This window comes from Micromonospora sp. LA-10 (assembly GCF_051853095.1).
Taxonomy (GTDB): domain Bacteria; phylum Actinomycetota; class Actinomycetes; order Mycobacteriales; family Micromonosporaceae; genus Micromonospora; species Micromonospora echinospora_A.
Window position 1 is genome coordinate 835,443 of record NZ_CP195710.1, and the last position, 15,042, is coordinate 850,484.

At 74.1% G+C, this 15,042-nt stretch carries 14 protein-coding genes; 6 read left to right on the forward strand and 8 right to left on the reverse strand.

Going from position 1 to position 15,042, the window contains the following annotated elements; genetic code table 11:
* Positions 1 to 70: 70 nt before the first annotated feature.
* Both ACSDG8_RS04070 and ACSDG8_RS04075 read left to right on the forward strand, forming a co-directional pair.
* The gene (locus tag ACSDG8_RS04070) at positions 71 to 1,066 is read left to right on the forward strand and encodes an ArsR/SmtB family transcription factor (protein WP_210942683.1); all 996 of its coding nucleotides are present in this window, start codon (positions 71 to 73) and stop codon (positions 1,064 to 1,066) included.
* A 140-nt stretch (positions 1,067 to 1,206) separates the two neighbouring features.
* A complete protein-coding gene (locus tag ACSDG8_RS04075; RefSeq protein WP_210891056.1) occupies positions 1,207 to 2,961 on the forward strand; it encodes an exo-alpha-sialidase in 1,755 nt (584 codons plus the stop codon).
* A 43-nt stretch (positions 2,962 to 3,004) separates the two neighbouring features.
* Here the strand turns inward: ACSDG8_RS04075 and ACSDG8_RS04080 are convergent, their stop codons facing one another.
* From ACSDG8_RS04080 to ACSDG8_RS04110, 7 genes are read right to left on the reverse strand one after another with little or no spacing between them, the layout of a single operon-like run.
* Positions 3,005 to 4,597 carry an amidohydrolase gene (locus ACSDG8_RS04080; RefSeq protein ID WP_210891054.1) on the reverse strand — a complete coding sequence of 531 codons (1,593 nt, stop codon included), beginning with the start codon at positions 4,595 to 4,597 and terminating at the stop codon, positions 3,005 to 3,007.
* Between the two features lie 35 nt (positions 4,598 to 4,632).
* Entirely contained in the window at positions 4,633 to 5,031 is a 399-nt protein-coding gene (mnhG, locus tag ACSDG8_RS04085; RefSeq protein WP_184685324.1) for a monovalent cation/H(+) antiporter subunit G, read from the reverse strand.
* Positions 5,028 to 5,291, reverse strand: coding sequence for a monovalent cation/H+ antiporter complex subunit F (locus ACSDG8_RS04090; RefSeq protein ID WP_043324755.1), 264 nt, complete (start codon positions 5,289 to 5,291; stop codon positions 5,028 to 5,030). Before ACSDG8_RS04090 ends, mnhG begins: the two co-directional genes overlap by 4 nt.
* On the reverse strand, positions 5,288 to 5,890 hold the full coding sequence (locus ACSDG8_RS04095; protein WP_210891052.1) for a Na+/H+ antiporter subunit E: 603 nt from the start codon (positions 5,888 to 5,890) through the stop codon (positions 5,288 to 5,290). Before ACSDG8_RS04095 ends, ACSDG8_RS04090 begins: the two co-directional genes overlap by 4 nt.
* The gene (locus ACSDG8_RS04100) at positions 5,887 to 7,458 is read right to left on the reverse strand and encodes a Na+/H+ antiporter subunit D (RefSeq protein ID WP_210891050.1); all 1,572 of its coding nucleotides are present in this window, start codon (positions 7,456 to 7,458) and stop codon (positions 5,887 to 5,889) included. The genes ACSDG8_RS04095 and ACSDG8_RS04100 overlap by 4 nt, the downstream gene beginning before the upstream one ends.
* Entirely contained in the window at positions 7,455 to 7,934 is a 480-nt protein-coding gene (locus ACSDG8_RS04105) for a Na(+)/H(+) antiporter subunit C (RefSeq protein WP_210891049.1), read from the reverse strand. Before ACSDG8_RS04105 ends, ACSDG8_RS04100 begins: the two co-directional genes overlap by 4 nt.
* Positions 7,931 to 10,765 (reverse strand): Na+/H+ antiporter subunit A, encoded by a 2,835-nt coding sequence (locus tag ACSDG8_RS04110; RefSeq protein WP_210891047.1) that lies wholly within the window; start codon positions 10,763 to 10,765, stop codon positions 7,931 to 7,933. Before ACSDG8_RS04110 ends, ACSDG8_RS04105 begins: the two co-directional genes overlap by 4 nt.
* Positions 10,766 to 10,957: 192 nt before the next feature.
* Here ACSDG8_RS04110 and ACSDG8_RS04115 point away from each other — a divergent pair, with 192 nt between their 5' ends.
* The gene (locus ACSDG8_RS04115; protein WP_210891605.1) at positions 10,958 to 11,923 is read left to right on the forward strand and encodes a SpoIIE family protein phosphatase; all 966 of its coding nucleotides are present in this window, start codon (positions 10,958 to 10,960) and stop codon (positions 11,921 to 11,923) included.
* Positions 11,924 to 12,047: 124 nt separating this feature from the next.
* Positions 12,048 to 13,274 (forward strand): PucR family transcriptional regulator, encoded by a 1,227-nt coding sequence (locus ACSDG8_RS04120; protein ID WP_210891045.1) that lies wholly within the window; start codon positions 12,048 to 12,050, stop codon positions 13,272 to 13,274.
* A gap of 3 nt (positions 13,275 to 13,277) precedes the next feature.
* Here ACSDG8_RS04120 and ACSDG8_RS04125 read toward each other — a convergent pair whose 3' ends face one another.
* A complete protein-coding gene (locus tag ACSDG8_RS04125) occupies positions 13,278 to 13,508 on the reverse strand; it encodes a potassium transporter TrkA (protein WP_210891043.1) in 231 nt (76 codons plus the stop codon).
* Between the two features lie 369 nt (positions 13,509 to 13,877).
* Between ACSDG8_RS04125 and ACSDG8_RS04130 the strand changes: the two genes are divergently transcribed.
* Together ACSDG8_RS04130 and ACSDG8_RS04135 are read left to right on the forward strand one after the other, a co-directional pair.
* Complete coding sequence (locus tag ACSDG8_RS04130) at positions 13,878 to 14,717, forward strand: rod shape-determining protein (RefSeq protein ID WP_210891041.1); 840 nt, start codon at positions 13,878 to 13,880, stop codon at positions 14,715 to 14,717.
* Positions 14,718 to 14,719: 2 nt separating this feature from the next.
* Positions 14,720 to 15,034: a TraR/DksA family transcriptional regulator gene (locus ACSDG8_RS04135; protein WP_210891039.1), complete on the forward strand. Its 315-nt coding sequence runs from the start codon at positions 14,720 to 14,722 to the stop codon at positions 15,032 to 15,034.
* Positions 15,035 to 15,042 lie beyond the last annotated feature (8 nt).

A 15,042-nucleotide genomic window follows, 5' to 3' on the forward strand; every position in this document is an offset into this window, starting at 1 on the left:
GATGCAGTGATGTACGTCAATGTCGTGGATGAGACTGAGCGCGGCGGGCCACCTCGGAACACTGAGCGTCATGGGGACGCTACGCATCCATTTCACGGCCGGGGACCTCAGCCGCACGCGGCTGGCAACCCGGCCTGATCCACTGTGGGAGATCATCTGCAGCCTGCACCGCCTGCAGACCCGCGCCGGGTACGCGGGTTACGACCGCTGGCACCGGCAGGTGCGCGCGGATCTGCAACGAGCCGGCCTGGTCCCGGCGGTGCGTGAGCGGCTGCTGCCCGTCGCGCCCCGCAAGCGGTACTTCCCGGACTTCCTGACGCCCAGCCTGGTCAGCGACCTCGACGACGGGATCGACCGGATGCTCGGCACCCCGACCCGCCGGATCCGCGCCGAGATGGGCCGGATGGTGACCCCGCTCGGCGGCGCCTGGCTGGGCGACCTGGCCGCCGGCCGGCTCGCCGCCCTGCACGGCCTCGGCGACGCGCTGCGCGCCTACTTCCGGGTCGCCGTCGCTCCGCACTGGACGGACATCGTCTCCGCCGTCTCCGGGGACCGGGCCCTGCGCGGGGCCCGGGTCCTCGACACCGGCGCCGGACAGATCCTCGACGACCTGAGCCCGGAGGCGCGCTGGCATCCGCCGGTGCTGTCCGTGAGCGGCTACCCGGAGGACCGCGACATGCACCTCGGCGGTCGCGGGATCACGTTGGTCCCCTCGTACTTCTGCTGGCACGCGCCGATCACACTGGCCGATCCCGACCTGCCCCCGACGCTCGTCTACCCGGCCCGGCGACAGCGGCCGGAACCGGCATCCGGGAGCCCGCAACGCCGGCTCGGCCCGCTGCTCGGCCACACCCGCGTGGCCGTCCTGCGCGCCGCCGCGGGCGGCGCGACCACCGGCGAACTGGCCCGGCGGGCCAGCATCTCGCCGGCCACCACCAGCCATCACACCACGATCCTGCGCGAGGCCGGGCTGATCACCAGCCAGCGGCACGGCAACCTCGTGCTGCACCGGCTCACCGCGATGGGCGAGGCGCTGCTCGGCGAGACGCCCGGGCACGACCGCTGACGGCTCCCCGAGCCGGACCGAGGCGTCGACCGGAACCAATCCTTGACGGCCCGGGGGAATCCGCCTAGCGTGCCGACATCGGACATCTGACGTCGTACGGCTGGTCCGTCTTCCCCCTCCCCCGTCACGGAAGGAAAACCGTGTCCCCTCTCCGCGCCATACCGCGCCGAGCAACAGTCCTCGCGGCAGCCCTGCTCGCCCTGCTCACCGTGCTGCCCGCCGGCCCCGCCCAGGCCGCCGCGCCCGCCGGCGTGACCGCCACAGTCGGCGCCGACTGCACCACCGGCCGGCTGCTCCTGAGCCTCGACAACCGCAGCGCCACCGCCCAGACGTACACCGTCACCTGGCCCGGCCGGACCGGCTCGCCGTGGACCCGCACGGTCGCCGCCGCGAGCAGCGCCGAGCTGTACTGGACGCTGTCCCCCGGCACGCCGTACACGCTGCGCACGACGACCCCGACGGGCCTGGACGAGACCACCTCCGGCCTCTTCCACTGCGGCACCGGCATGTCCGCGCTCACCAGCTTCGACTGCACCAACGGCCGCCTCCAGCTCGCGCTGGAGAACCGCACCACGACTGCCCGGGACTTCACCGTCACGTGGGCCGGACGCACCGGCTCGCCGTGGACCCGGACGATCGCCGCCGGCGGCAACTACCTGCACTACTGGACCGTCGGCGCCGGCGCCCCGTACACGCTGCGGGTCACCGCGCCCGGCTTCGACACCACGCTGCGCGGCACCACCGCCTGCGACCTGGCACCCGGCAACCCGCAGATGACCAGCACCACGCTGCTCACCACGCAGACCGTGATCCGCGACCTCAACGGCCCGGGCGGCCGGTACGACGGCACCGTCGCCTCGGTCCGCATCCCCGGCCTGGCGGTCACCAACAACGGCACCGTCATCGCCGTGGCCGACGCCCGCGTGAACGGCTCGTACGACCTCGGCGGCGGCACCAACAACATCCAGATCGTGATGATCCGCAGCACCGACGGCGGCCGTACCTTCGAGCAGCCGCGGGTCATCCACGCCCCGCCCACCACCAGCGAAGGCGTCGGCGACCCCAGCCTGCTTGTGGACCGCGCCACCGGCGTCGTCTACTGCTTCTTCACCTACTCCCCCCGGCCCGGCATCAGCTTCTGGTCCGGCGGCTCCGGCCTGAACACCGCCGACGACCCGAACAGCATGCACCTGCGCTACATCACCAGCCGGGACAACGGCGCCACCTGGAGCACGCCCGTCGAGCTGAACCCGGCGGTCAAGGACCCGACCTGGCGGCAGGTGTTCTTCTCCTCCGGCCACGGCATCCAGACCAGCACCGGCCGCCTCATCCAGCCGATCGCCTACCGGGACTCCGCGGGCACCAGCCACGCCGCGAACATCTACAGCGACGACCACGGCGCGACGTGGCGGCGCGGCGGATCCGCCGGCGGGAACATCAACGAGAGCAAGGCCATCGAGCGCGGCACCGGCGCAATCGTGCAGAACATGCGGCACAACTCGACCCGCAGCCGCTTCTACGCCACCTCCACCGACGGCGCCGCGACGTTCGGCCCGGCGACGGCCAGCGCCCTGCTGCCCGACCCGCTCTGCAACGCCGACGAGATGTCCTACCTGCGCCCGTCCGAGGTCGGCGCCAACCGGGCCCCGGTACGCACCCGCACGGCGCTGTTCAGCAACAACGCGCACCTGACCGCACGAAACGACCTCACCGTACGGCTGTCCACCGACGACGGCGCGAGCTGGCCGGCGCGGGCGCTGGTCAAGCCCGGCGGCGCCGGCTACTCGACGATGGCGGTGCTGGCCGACGGCACTGTCGGCAACCTGTACGAGGTCGGCAACACCGGCGGCATCTACTTCGCCCGCTTCAGCCTCGGCTGGGTGAAGGGCGCCTGACCGCCGTGTCCCGCCCGGACAGCGGCGTCCGGGCGGGACACGGTCAGCGCTGCCAGCGCACCACGCCGCCGACCACCGTCAGCGCCACCGTCAGGTCCCGCAGCCGCGCCGGCTCCACCAGGTACGGGTCGGTGGGCAGCGCGATGAAGTCGGCGAGCATGCCGGGGCGCAGCCGGCCCTTCAGGTGCTCCTCGTAGGAGGCGTACGCGCCGGCCTCGGTGAAGCAGCGCAGCGCCGCGTCCAGGTCGAGCCGCTCGTGCGGGTCGACGCCGCCGGGCGGGGTGCCGTCGGGCTGCTGGCGGGTCACCGCGGCGTGCACGCCGAAGAACGGGTCGGGGTCCTCGACCGGGGCGTCCGATCCGAACGCCACGACTGCCCCGGCGTCGAGCAGGCTGCGCCAGGCGTACGAGGCCAGGCCCCGGCCGGCGAGCATCCGGCTGGTCAGCGGGATGTCGCTGGTGCAGTGGGTGGGCTGCATCGAGGCGATCACGCCGGCGCGGGCGAGCAGCGGCACGTCGTCGGGCAGCAGGTGCTGCGTGTGCTCGATGCGGTGCCGCAGCCGTGCCGCCGTGCCGGGCCCAGCCGAGTCGCGCCAGCGGGCGTACGCCCGCAGCACCATCCGGTTCGCCGCGTCGCCGATGGCGTGCGCCGCCACCGCGATGCCGGCCCCGGCGGCGGTGGCCACCAGCCGCTCGAACTCCTCGGCCGGGGTCACCGCGATGCCGTGGTAGCCGGGCTCGCCGTCGTACGGCTGGCTCATCAGGCAGGTGTGCGAGCCGAGCGCGCCGTCGGTGAAGATCTTCACCGGGCCGGTGCTCAGCCAGCGGTCGCCGTCGCCGGTGGCCCAGCCGCTGTCGATCGCCTCGTCCAGCGCCGTGGCGGGGATCGTCTTGTGCACCCGCAGCGGCAGCTCGCCCCGGGCGTACAGCGTCTCGTAGGCGGCGCGGGCGTCCTGCCCGTCCAGGTCGTGGATGCCGGTGAGCCCGGCGGCGAGCAGCCGGGGCAGGTGCGCGCGCAACTGCGCGACCAGGTCACCGGCGTGCGGGGAGCGCACCACCGCGTACGCCGCGTCCGCCGCCGCCTCGCGCAGGATGCCGGTCGGCTCGCCGTACTCGTCGCGCGCGATCTGCCCGCCGGGCGGGTCGGGGGTGGCGGCGTCGATGCCGAGGCGGACCAGGGCGGCGCTGTTCACCCAGATGGTGTGGCCGTCGATGCTGGGCAGCGCGGCCGGGCGGTCCGGGCAGACCCGGTCCAGGTCGGTACGGGTCGGCTGCACCGGCCGGGCCCATTTGTTGCTGTCCCACCGCCCGCCGAGCAGCCAGGCGTCCGGCGGCAGCGTCGCGGCACGGCGCGCGATCCGGGCCAGTGCCTCGTCGAGGCTCGCCGTGCCACGCATGTCCACCTGGTCCAGCCCGCGTACGTAGGACGCCGAGTGGATGTGGCTGTCGATCAGCCCGGGCAGCACGGCCATGCCGCCGAGGTCGACCCGGCGCGCGCCGCCGCCGGCCCGGTCCCGGCACTCGGCCAGGTCACCGACCGCGACGATCCGCTCGCCGCGCACCAGCATCGCCTCGGCGTGCGGGCGGGCCGGGTCGAGCGTGTGGATACGGGCGTTCTCGTAGACCGTGCCGCTCATGGGCTCGCTCCCTGCCTCGGCGCTCGCGCGCAGCCTCAGGACGTGTGGGCCGGCGACGTCTCCTGCGGCTCACCGGCCCGGTCCGCCCGGATCCGGTCGATGTCACCGGACAGCTCGTCGGTGATCAGCAGGTCCCGTCGGATGTCGTCGTGCGGGTACGCGGTCCGCCCGACCATGTGCGCGGCGACCGGGGCGGTGGCGAGCTGGAACAGGCCCACCAGGACCAGCGTGGTGATGTCCACCCCGGTACGCAGCCGCAACGCACAGCCGAGCAGCACCAGCAGCAGCCCGAGCACCTGCGGCTTGGCCGCCGCGTGCATCCGCGACAGCACGTCCGGGAAACGGATCAGCGCGATGCCGGCGGCCAGGGAGAGCAGGGCGCCCGCGATCAGGCAGACGCCGGCGACGGTGTCCAGGATCGTGTCGAGCGTCATTTCGGGTTTCTCCGGGCCGCGAAGCGGGCGACGCTCACCGAGCCGACGAACCCGACGAGGGCGAGGACCACGAGCACCGGCAGCGCGGTGGCGTCCCGGCTGTAGGCGGCCTCGGTGGCGATGGCCGCGACCGCGACCGCGAGCAGCACGTCGGTGGCGACGGCCCGGTCGAGGATCGACGGCCCACGGATGATGCGGACGAGGGTGAGCCCACCGGCCGCGACGAGCAGCGCGGTGACGATCACGGCGACGACGGTCACGTCGGTGCTCCTTCCAGCTCGACCGACCCGGACGGGCCGGTGGGTGCGGATCGACGGATCAGGTCCAGTTCCTCGGCCGAGCCGATGGCGGTGACGATGCGCTCCTCCAGCTCCAGCACGCTCTGCCGGAAGCGCTCCACCTCGTCGAGGCTGCGGATGCCGATGACGTGCACGTAGAGGGTGCCGGTACGCCGGTCGGCCTCCAGGATCAGACTGCCCGGCACCAGCGACAGGGCTTCGGCGTTGAGGGTGAGGTTGAGGTCGGTGTTCACCCGCAGCGGCACCGCGATGATCGCCGAGTGCGGGTGTTTGGACCGGACGGCCAGCCAGGCGATCTGAACGGACGCGACCACCAGGTCCAGCAGGAAGCGCGCCAGGAATCTCAGCAGCGGCACCGGCCGGATCCGGCCGGCGAACGTCACCGGGGGCAGCGGGAAGACCACGAGCAACACGGCGGCGACCACCAGTCCGCTGATCACGTTCGCCCAGCTGAAGGTGCCCCACAGCAGCACCCAGACGGTGACCAGGCCGGTCACGGCGATCGCGCGGTTGCGCCAGCGGTCGCGGGGGGTCAGCGGCGCTTTCGGCTGACTTGTCACGGCGGTCCCTCCGGGAACACGGCCTCCACGTACGGGGCGCGGCGCAGCAGGTCGTCGGCGGCGTCGGTGCTGATCTCGAACAGCGGCCCGGCCACCACGGTCAGCGCCAGACCGAGCACCACCAGGGCGGCGGTCGGCACCGTCATCAGCCGGGGCAGCACGGCGCCGGCGGGCGACGCGCCCTCGTGCGGCTGCTCGGCGCCGTCGGTCCGGGCCGCCCGGTCGGCGTCACCGGGCTCCGGCATGTCCGGGTGCGGCGCCCGCCAGAACGCCAGGTTCCACACCCGGGCGATGGCGTAGAGGGTGAGCAGGCTGGTCAGCAGCCCGCCGCCGACGAGCACCCAGGCCAGGAACCCGCCGTCGTCCACCCCGGCCTGCACGAGGCCGAGCTTGCCGAGGAACCCGGAGAACGGTGGGATGCCGGCCAGGTTGAGCGCCGGTACGAAGAACAGCAGCGCCAGCAGCGGCGACAGCCGGGCCAGCCCGCCGAGACGATCCAGCGCGGTGCTGCCGCCGCGTCGTTCGACCAGACCGGCGGCGAGGAACAGCGTGGTCTGGATGGTGATGTGGTGCACCACGTAGAAGATCGCCGCGGACAGGCCGAGCGGGGTGGTCAGGCCGACCCCGAACAGCATGTAGCCGATATGGCTGACCAGCGTGAACGACAGCAGTCGTTTGATGTCCGACTGGGCCACCGCGCCCAGGATGCCGACCACCATGGTCAGCGCCGCTATCACCATGAGCAGGTCGGCGGTGCGGCCGCCGGGGAACAGCAGCGTCTCGGTGCGGATGATCGCGTACACGCCGACCTTGGTGAGCAGGCCGGCGAAGACAGCCGTCACCGGCGCCGGCGCGGTCGGGTAGCTGTCCGGCAACCACGCCGACAGCGGGAACACCGCCGCCTTGATCCCGAACGCCAGCAGCAGCATGCCCTGCAGCACCAGGCGCATGTCGTCGGGCAGCGCGTCCAGGCGGTCGGCCAGCTGCGCCAGGTTCAGCGTGCCGGTGGCCGAGTAGACCAGGCCGATCGCCACCAGGAAGATCAGCGACGAGAGCAGGCTGACCACGACGTACGTGGTGCCGGCCCGGATCCGCGTCTCGGTGCTGCCGAGCGTCAGCAGCACGTAGCTGGCGACCAGCAGGATCTCGAAGCCGACGTAGAGGTTGAACAGGTCGCCGGAGAGGAAGGCGTTGCACACGCCGGCGGTCAGCACCAGGTAGGTCGGGTGGTAGACCGACAGCGGCGTCTCCTCGTTGCCGTCGGCCATGCCCTGCCCGATGGAGTAGACGAGCACGCACAGGGTCACCGAGGCGGAGACCACGAGCATCAACGCGGCGAGCTGGTCGGCGACGAGCACGATGCCCATCGGCGCGGCCCAGCCGCCCACCTCCACCACGAGCGGCCCGTCCAGCGAGGACTGGACCAGGAGCAGCCCGGCCACGGCGACGGTGGCGGCGAGCACGATGATGCTGACCCAGCGCTGGGCGCGGGCCCGCCGGGCGAGCAGCAGCGTGAGGGCCGCGCCGAGCAGCGGCATCACCACCGGCAGCGGAACGAGCCAGGTCATCGGCCGCCCTCCGCCTCGGCCAGGACCCGTGCCTCGGGGCTGCCGTCCGCGGGGCCGCCGTCCACGGTGTCCGCGTCCGCGTCGGCGTCAGCGGTGCCCGGGCCCTCGTCCCGGTCGGCCAGTTGCATGATCCGGCGGTCCTCGACGTCGTCCTGCACCTCGTCGTGGCCGTTGAGGTGCCAGCTGCGGTAGGCCAGGGCGAGCAGGAACGCGGTCATGCCGAGGGTGATGACGATCGCGGTCAGCACCATCGCCTGCGGCAGCGGGTCGGACATGTCCTCCTGGGCGGTGGTGCCGACGATCGGCGGGCCACCGGCCCGGCCGCCGGTGAGCAGCAGCAGGTTGGCGCCGTTGCCGAGCAGGATGACCCCCATCAGGACGCGGGTGAGGCTGCGTTCCAGCAGCAACGTGACCCCGGTGGCGAACAGCACGCCGATCACCAGGATGTAGACCAGGTTGGGAATGTTCGGGCTCATACCAGCTCCTCTTCCCGTACGCCGGCCGGCTCGCTCTCCTGCTCGTCGTCCTCCTCCTGGCGGTCCATCTCGGCGCCCAGGCTGCGCAGGATGTCCAGCACCAGGCCGACCACGATGAGGTAGACGCCCACGTCGAAGAAGACGGACGTGACGAAGTGGACGTGGCCCAGCAGCGGCAGGTGGAAGTCGAGCGTCGCGCTCTGCAGGAACTCGCCGCCCAGCAGCATCGCGGCGACGCCGGTGCCGACCGCCACGAACAGTCCCGCGCCGAGCACGAAGCCGGCGTCCACCGGCGCGGCGCCGTTGAGTTCGGTACGCCCGCCCGCCAGGTATCGCACCGCGAGCCCGAGGCCGGCGACCAGGCCGGCGGCGAACCCGCCACCCGGCGCGTTGTGGCCGGAGAAGAGCAGGTAGATGGAGAACAGCAGGATGGCGTGGAAGAGCAGCCGGGTGACGACCTGGAGGATCACCGACTGCTGCCGGGAGGTCGCGCCGCTGGTGAGCCAGCGCGGGCGCGACGACTGCTGCCGGCCGGCGCCGGGGATGCCGCTGCGCAGGTCCAGGGCGCGGGTGCCGCGGAAGATCAGGCTGGCCACGCCGGTGGCTGCCACCACCAGCACCGCGATCTCGCCCATCGTGTCCCAGGCCCGGATGTCGACGAGCGTCACGTTGACCACGTTCTTGCCGCCGCCGTAGGACACGGCCTCGTCCGGGAAGTCGACCGAGATCGGCGTGGCCACCCGGCTGCCCGCCGCGACGTACGCCATGCCGGCGGTGACCACGCCGACGGCCACGCCGAGCGCGACCCGGAACTGCCGGGTGGCGCGGATCGGGCGGGCCGAGAACCGGCGCGGCAGGCGGCGCAGCACCAGCACGAACATCACGATCGTGACGGTCTCCACCAGGAACTGGGTGAGTGCCAGGTCCGGCGCGCCGTGCAGGATGAACAGCAGCGCCGTGCCGTAGCCGGTCACCCCGACCAGGATCATCGCGGTCAGCCGGCGGCGGGCGCGCGCGGCCACCAGCGCGGCGACCACGACGACCGCGCCCGCGGCGGCCTGCAGCGGCGTGTCCCACAGCTGGAACCGCTGCGCCCAGGGCAGGCCGGCCAGCACCGCCCCGCCCGGCAGGATCACCAGCACCAGCAGGATGACGCCGAGGTAGAACGGCAGGGACCCGCGCTGGGTGGCGCCGGTGAGTTCGACCGCCGCGCGGTCGACGGCGCTCGCCAGCCGGTCGTAGCCGGTGGCGCCGTCGAACGGCAGCCGGACCAGGTACGGGCGGCGTCGCTGCAGCAGCAGGAACAGCCCGACACCGCCGGTGACGGCCAGCGCCGACAGGCCGAGCGCCGGCGTCAGGCCGTGCCAGAGCGCGAGGTGGTAGCCGGGGTCGGCGGTCGGGAACTGATCGGCGTACGGGGCGAGCACCCGGTCCACCGCCGGGGCGGCGATGCCGACCACGAGGCCGGCCAGGGCGAGCACCGCCGCCGGGGCGAGGAACATCGGCTCGATCCGCTCGACCCGGGTGTCGGGCACGTCGGGCTTGGCGGCGAACGCGCCCCAGAGGAAACGCAGCGTGTACGCGACGGTGAGCGCCGAGCCGGCCACCACCCCGGCGAGCACCAGCAGCTCGACGGGCCCGCCGTGCAGGAACGCCTCCAGCGCTGCCTCTTTGGCCACGAAGCCGAACAGCGGCGGCAGGCCGGCCATGGAGGCGGCTGCGAGCCCGGCGACGGCCGCCAGCACCGGCGCGCGGCGGCCCAGTCCGCTGAGCTCGCGCAGATCCCGGGTGCCGGTGACGTGGTCGACGACGCCGACGACGAGGAACAGGGTGGCTTTGAACAGGGCGTGCGCCAGCAGCATCGCGGCGCCGGCCAGCGCGGTGTCGCGGGTGCCCGCGCCGAGGATCACCATGAGCAGGCCGAGCTGGCTGACCGTGCCGTACGCCAGCAGCAGCTTGAGGTCGACCTGCCGCAGCGCCGTCCAGCCGCCGAGGAACAGCGTGATCAGGCCGCCGCCGAGCAGGATGGCGCGCCACACGGTGGCCTGGCCGACCGCGGGGCCCATCAGCGCGGCCAGGAACACGCCCGCCTTGACCATGGCGGCGGCGTGCAGGTAGGCGCTGACCGGCGTGGGCGCGGCCATCGCGCGGGGCAGCCAGAAGCTGAACGGGAAGATCGCCGACTTGCTCGTCACGCCGAGCAGGACGAGCACCAGCGCCGCGGTGAGGTACCCGCCCTCGGGCAGGTTCCCGGCGATCTCGGACCACCGGTACGAGCCGGCGTGCTGGCCGAGCATCACGAACCCGGCGAGCATCGCCAGGCCGCCCAGCGTGGTCACGAGCAACGCCTGCATCGCGGCGCGCCGGCTGGCCCGCTTGGTGGGGTCGCTGCCGATCAGCAGGTACGAAAAGACGGTGGTCAGTTCCCAGAACACGTACAGCAGCAGCAGGTCGTCGGAGACCACCAGGCCGAGCATCGCGCCGGCGAACGCGACGAACACCGCGGCGAACCGGCCGAGGCTCGGATCGTCGGAGTGGAAGTAGCGCGCGCTGTAGATCAGCACGAGGGCGCCGACGCCACCGACGAGCAGCACCAGCAGCCAGGACAGCGTGCCCATCCGCAGCGCGAGGTCGAGGCCGAGCTGCGGCACCCAGGTGACCGTCTCGACGACCGGCCGTCCGGAGCGCACCTGCCCGGTCCGGGTCAGCGCCCAGACCAGCGCCGCGGCGGGAACGGCGGCCAGCAGGTAGAGAGCGCGTCGACCGACTAGGCGTACCAGTACGGGGGCGATCACGGCTGCGAGCGCATGGACCGCCACCAGAACCAGCACACACACTCCTCAAGATCGACGCCCGGTACGTCAACCCTAACGGGCGATCGGGCGCGACAAAATGTCGAGAGAATCACGCGCTCGTGTCGTGTCACCCGGGCCCTGCCCAGGGTAAGGAGTGAAGTTGGGCTTCGGCCGGTACGCCGTCGCCGCCCGGCGGGCGCCCCCGATAGGGTGTTGGGCGTGCTGCCGATGCGAGCCGCCCTGGCGGGCACGACCGGGAACGCGGTGCTGATGGGTGTCGCCGAGGTCGGCACCCCGATCGGCTGGGTGCTGCTGCCCGGCCTGCTCGGCGTCTCGGCGCGGCCCCGGGTGGCGGCGCTGGTGTCGGCGTGGGCGGGCTCGCTGGTGGTGGCGTCGGTCCTCGTACCGGTGATCCCCGGTCACCACAGCGACCCGCAGGCGCTGCTCGCCTCCGCGGTCAGCCTGTCCGCGGTGCCCCTGCTGGCATGGGCCCGCCGACGCACGCGGACCGCGTCGGTGACCCGCGCCGGCGGGCCGCCGGACGTCGCGGTCTTCACCGTGCCGGCCGGGCCGGGAAGCGCGGCGCTGGCGGTCTGCGGCTCGCTCGGTGAGATCGGCGCCGCCGTTCCGCTGCGCGGCGGCGGGCTTCTCGCCCTGATCGGCACGGTCAGCGGCGCCGCGCTGGACACGCCCGCCGGGCGGCGGGCGATCGAGCAGACGTTCCGCCGGAACGCCCAGCCCACTGCGTCGCCGCCGCACCTCGCCGGGGTGCTCGACCAGGCGGTACGCGAACTCGCGCCGGCGGGTCACCTGCGCGCCACGATCGTGCGGGTGGACCGGTCCGGCGCGGTGGAGGCGGTGCGCTGCGGCTCGCCCGACCTGATCACCGTCAGCGGCGAGCGGGCCGACCTCGCCGGGCTGCCGGCCGGCCCGGCGCTCGGCTCCACTCCCCCGGCCGGGTCCACTCCCAGGGCCGGGGACGCGGCGCCGTCGCCGGTCACGGGGCGGCGGGTCGCAGTGGTGGGCGCCGCGTTCGCCGACGCGCACGGCGAGCGCTGGGTCCGCGTACTCGATCAGGTGGCGGCCGACGACGACCCGGCGGGGGCGGCGCGGCGGCTGACCCGCGGACCCCGGGGTGGGCGGCGGATCGGTCCGGCGCTCGTGGTCGACCCCGGCCCGCCGTCGCGGGCATGACACCGGGCGCGCCCGGTCCCGGACCGACAGCGCGGGCCGGTCGCGCCCGCCGGCGCCGGACCCGCGGCCTACGCTGGGCGCGGTGGGCCGGCATCGGATGCCGGCCCGGCACGGGGAGACCGCGATGACCGACAACGTCCGACGGCCGGCGCCGGCCGCGGGCGGCGAGGACGAGCAGTGGCTGGCCGAGGTGGCCCGCGAGGCGAGCGCCGACGCCGGTGGCGTGCCGGTGGAGCTGCTCGGCGACTACCTGCGGCTGCTGACCGACGCGGCGGTGACCGGCCGCCGTCCGCGCCGCGCCGAACTCGACGCGGTCGGCGCCCTCGGCCGACGCGCGGCCGAGCAGGGCGTGTCCGCCGGACGCGCGGTACGCCTCTACCTGTCCGCGGCGCGGCGGGTGTGGCGGCAGCTTCCGCACCTGGACCGCTCCGACGACAGCGAGGCGGTGCGCGCCGCCGCCGACGCGGTGCTGCACGTGGTGGACACCGCCGTCGCCACGCTCGCCGAGGGCTACGCGGTGGCCCGGCGGGAGCTGGTCCGGCGGGAGGAGTCGCTGCGCCGGGAACTCGTCGACGACCTGCTGCGCGGGGACTCCGACCTCGGCGGGCTGGTGGAACGGGCCGAGCCGTTCGGGCTGGACCTGGCCCGCGTACACCAGGTCGCGCTCGCCGCGCCCGGCCGCCGGCTGCCGGACACGGAGGCGGCGATCAGCGCGCTGGAACGGGCCGTGTTCGACCGGCTGGGCGACCGGGACGTGCTGGTGGCCACGAAGGAAGGGCTGCTCGTGGTGGTCGCCCCGGCCGATCCGGTGGCCGGCGACCGGGGCCGCGGCGACGGGCCGACCGGGAACCTGGGCACGCTGATGCACGGTGAGCTGGACCGCCTGGTGCGGGGCCGGCCGTGGCAGGTGGCGGTGGGCCGCCCGCACCCCGGCGTGTACGGCATCGCCCGCTCCTACGAGGAGGCGCGGGAGGCGCTGACCACGGCGCGGCGGCTGCACTCCGAGGCGTCCGTGATCGACGCGCACGACCTGCTCATCTACCGCGTCCTGCTGCGCGACCAGCCGGCCATGGTGGACCTGGTCCGGGCGGTGCTGACGCCGCTGGCCCAGGCGCGCGGCGGCGCCGAGCCGCTGCTGGACACGTTGAACGAGTACTTCGCCTGCGGCGAGGTCGGCACCGAGGCGGCCCGCCGGCTGCACGTCTCCGTCCGCACCGTCACCTACCGGCTGGCCCGCGTCCGGGCGCTGAGCGGCTACGACCCCGCCGACGCGCGGGACCGGTTCACGCTGCACGCCGCCGTCCTCGGCGCGCGGGCGCTGGACTGGCCGCGCAAGCCGCTGCCGGCGTGACGCTCAGGCGGGAACGGCGACGAGTTCCGGGAAGCCGAGCAGGTTCGCCAGCGCGGACGCCTCGTCGCGGGTGAGGCTGAGCGTCACCATGCGGTCCGGGTCGTCGGGGTCGTCGTGGACGATGTCGCGCCGGCCGCCGGTGTGGTAGTCGATCACTCCGATGCGGCGGCCCTCGTCGGTGGTCAGCGTGTGCCGGACCCCGATGCCGGGGAGGAACGTGCGTTCGATGATCACGGGAACCTCCTCGTGTCAACCATAGCTCCGGGGGGTGCCCGGATCGGTTGTCCAGCCACCGGCAATCATTCGGCCCTTTGTTGGCCGGTCGTGCGCAATGCCGCGCGCGGTTTTCCGGGCGACGCTGGAGGTCCTAGGCGGTACCCGAGCAGCGAGGAGGTGGTGACCATGACCCGCACGTCGATGGCTTCACCACCGGTGTTCGCCGGTTTCGTCGCGTCCCGGTCCGCGAGCGGCGACCTGCGGCGCGCCTGAGCCCTGGCCGCCGGCGCCGTCGAGCGAATCCGGCGTCCGGCCCCGGCCCCCGGCCACACCCCTTCCCCGCACCGTCCACCGCCCGGTTGGGCACCTGATCCGAAAGAGGTCGGTATGCCGCATCCCGTCACCGTCGTCCGTTCCGCGGCGCGTACCGGTCTGCTGATCGGCCGCTCCCACACCACCCGCCCGCCGGTGGGCGCCGACGCGGCGCCGATCGCCGTGGACCTCGGCAGCAGCCTGCTGCGGATCTGGCTGGGACCGGGCCGGACGCTCAGCGTCCCGCTCGGTCACGGCCTCCGCAGCCCGGTCGTACGGCGCGGGCGGATCGTGGACGGTCCGGCCTGCGTCACCGAGCTGCGGCGCATCCTGCGTGACCACCGCGCGTCGGTGCCGGTCGGCGCGCTCGTGGTGGCCTGCCGGCCGGTGCTGTCCGCGCCGGCCGAGCAGGAGGCGACGCGCCGCGTGCTCGCCGCCGTCCTCGCGCCGTCCCGGCTGCTGTTCCTCGACAGCGTCCGGGCGGGCGCCATCGGCGCCGGCGCCGCCGCCGGCACCCTGCTGATCGCCGACATCGGCGCGCAGCTCACCGAGGTGGCGCTGCTGGAGGACGGCCGCGTCGTGGCCGCCCGCCGCGCCGAGGTCGGCACCCGCGACCTGAACCACGCGACGACCGCCGGCATGCTCGCCGACTCCGCCGCGCGGCTGGTCCGGGAGCTGCGCCAGGACCCGGCGCTGCGGCCCCTGGTCCGTACGGCCCTGGCCCGGGGCGTGATCGTCATCGGCGACGGCGCGACCCGGCCCGACGTGACCGCCCGCATGGTCGCGACGCTCGGCGCCGCGGTCCACCGCGCCGCCTCACCCCGGACCGCCGCCCTGACCGGCGCCGGCATGGCCGCCATCTCGGCCCTGCGCCACCCGCACGACACCCAGCGCCGCCCGGAAAGGAGCGCCTGATCATGACGCACGCCCTGAACGACCGCACGGACACCCTGCGGGAACTGCTGGACCGGCAGTTCACCGAGTACACCGACCAGCTCACCGAGCTGACGCTGCACACGCGCCAGCCCGACCACGGCGGCCACGACCCGGACACCCTGCGCCGGCTGATCGAGGCCGCGCGCCAGGGCATCGCGGACACCGCCGAGGCGCTCAAGCGCATGTCCGAGGGCACGTACGGCGTCTGCGAACGCTGTGGCCAGGACATCCCGACCGCCCGCCTGGAGATCCGCCCCTCGGCCCGCTTCTGCGTGCCGTGCCAGCAACGGCGCTGAGCACCGCG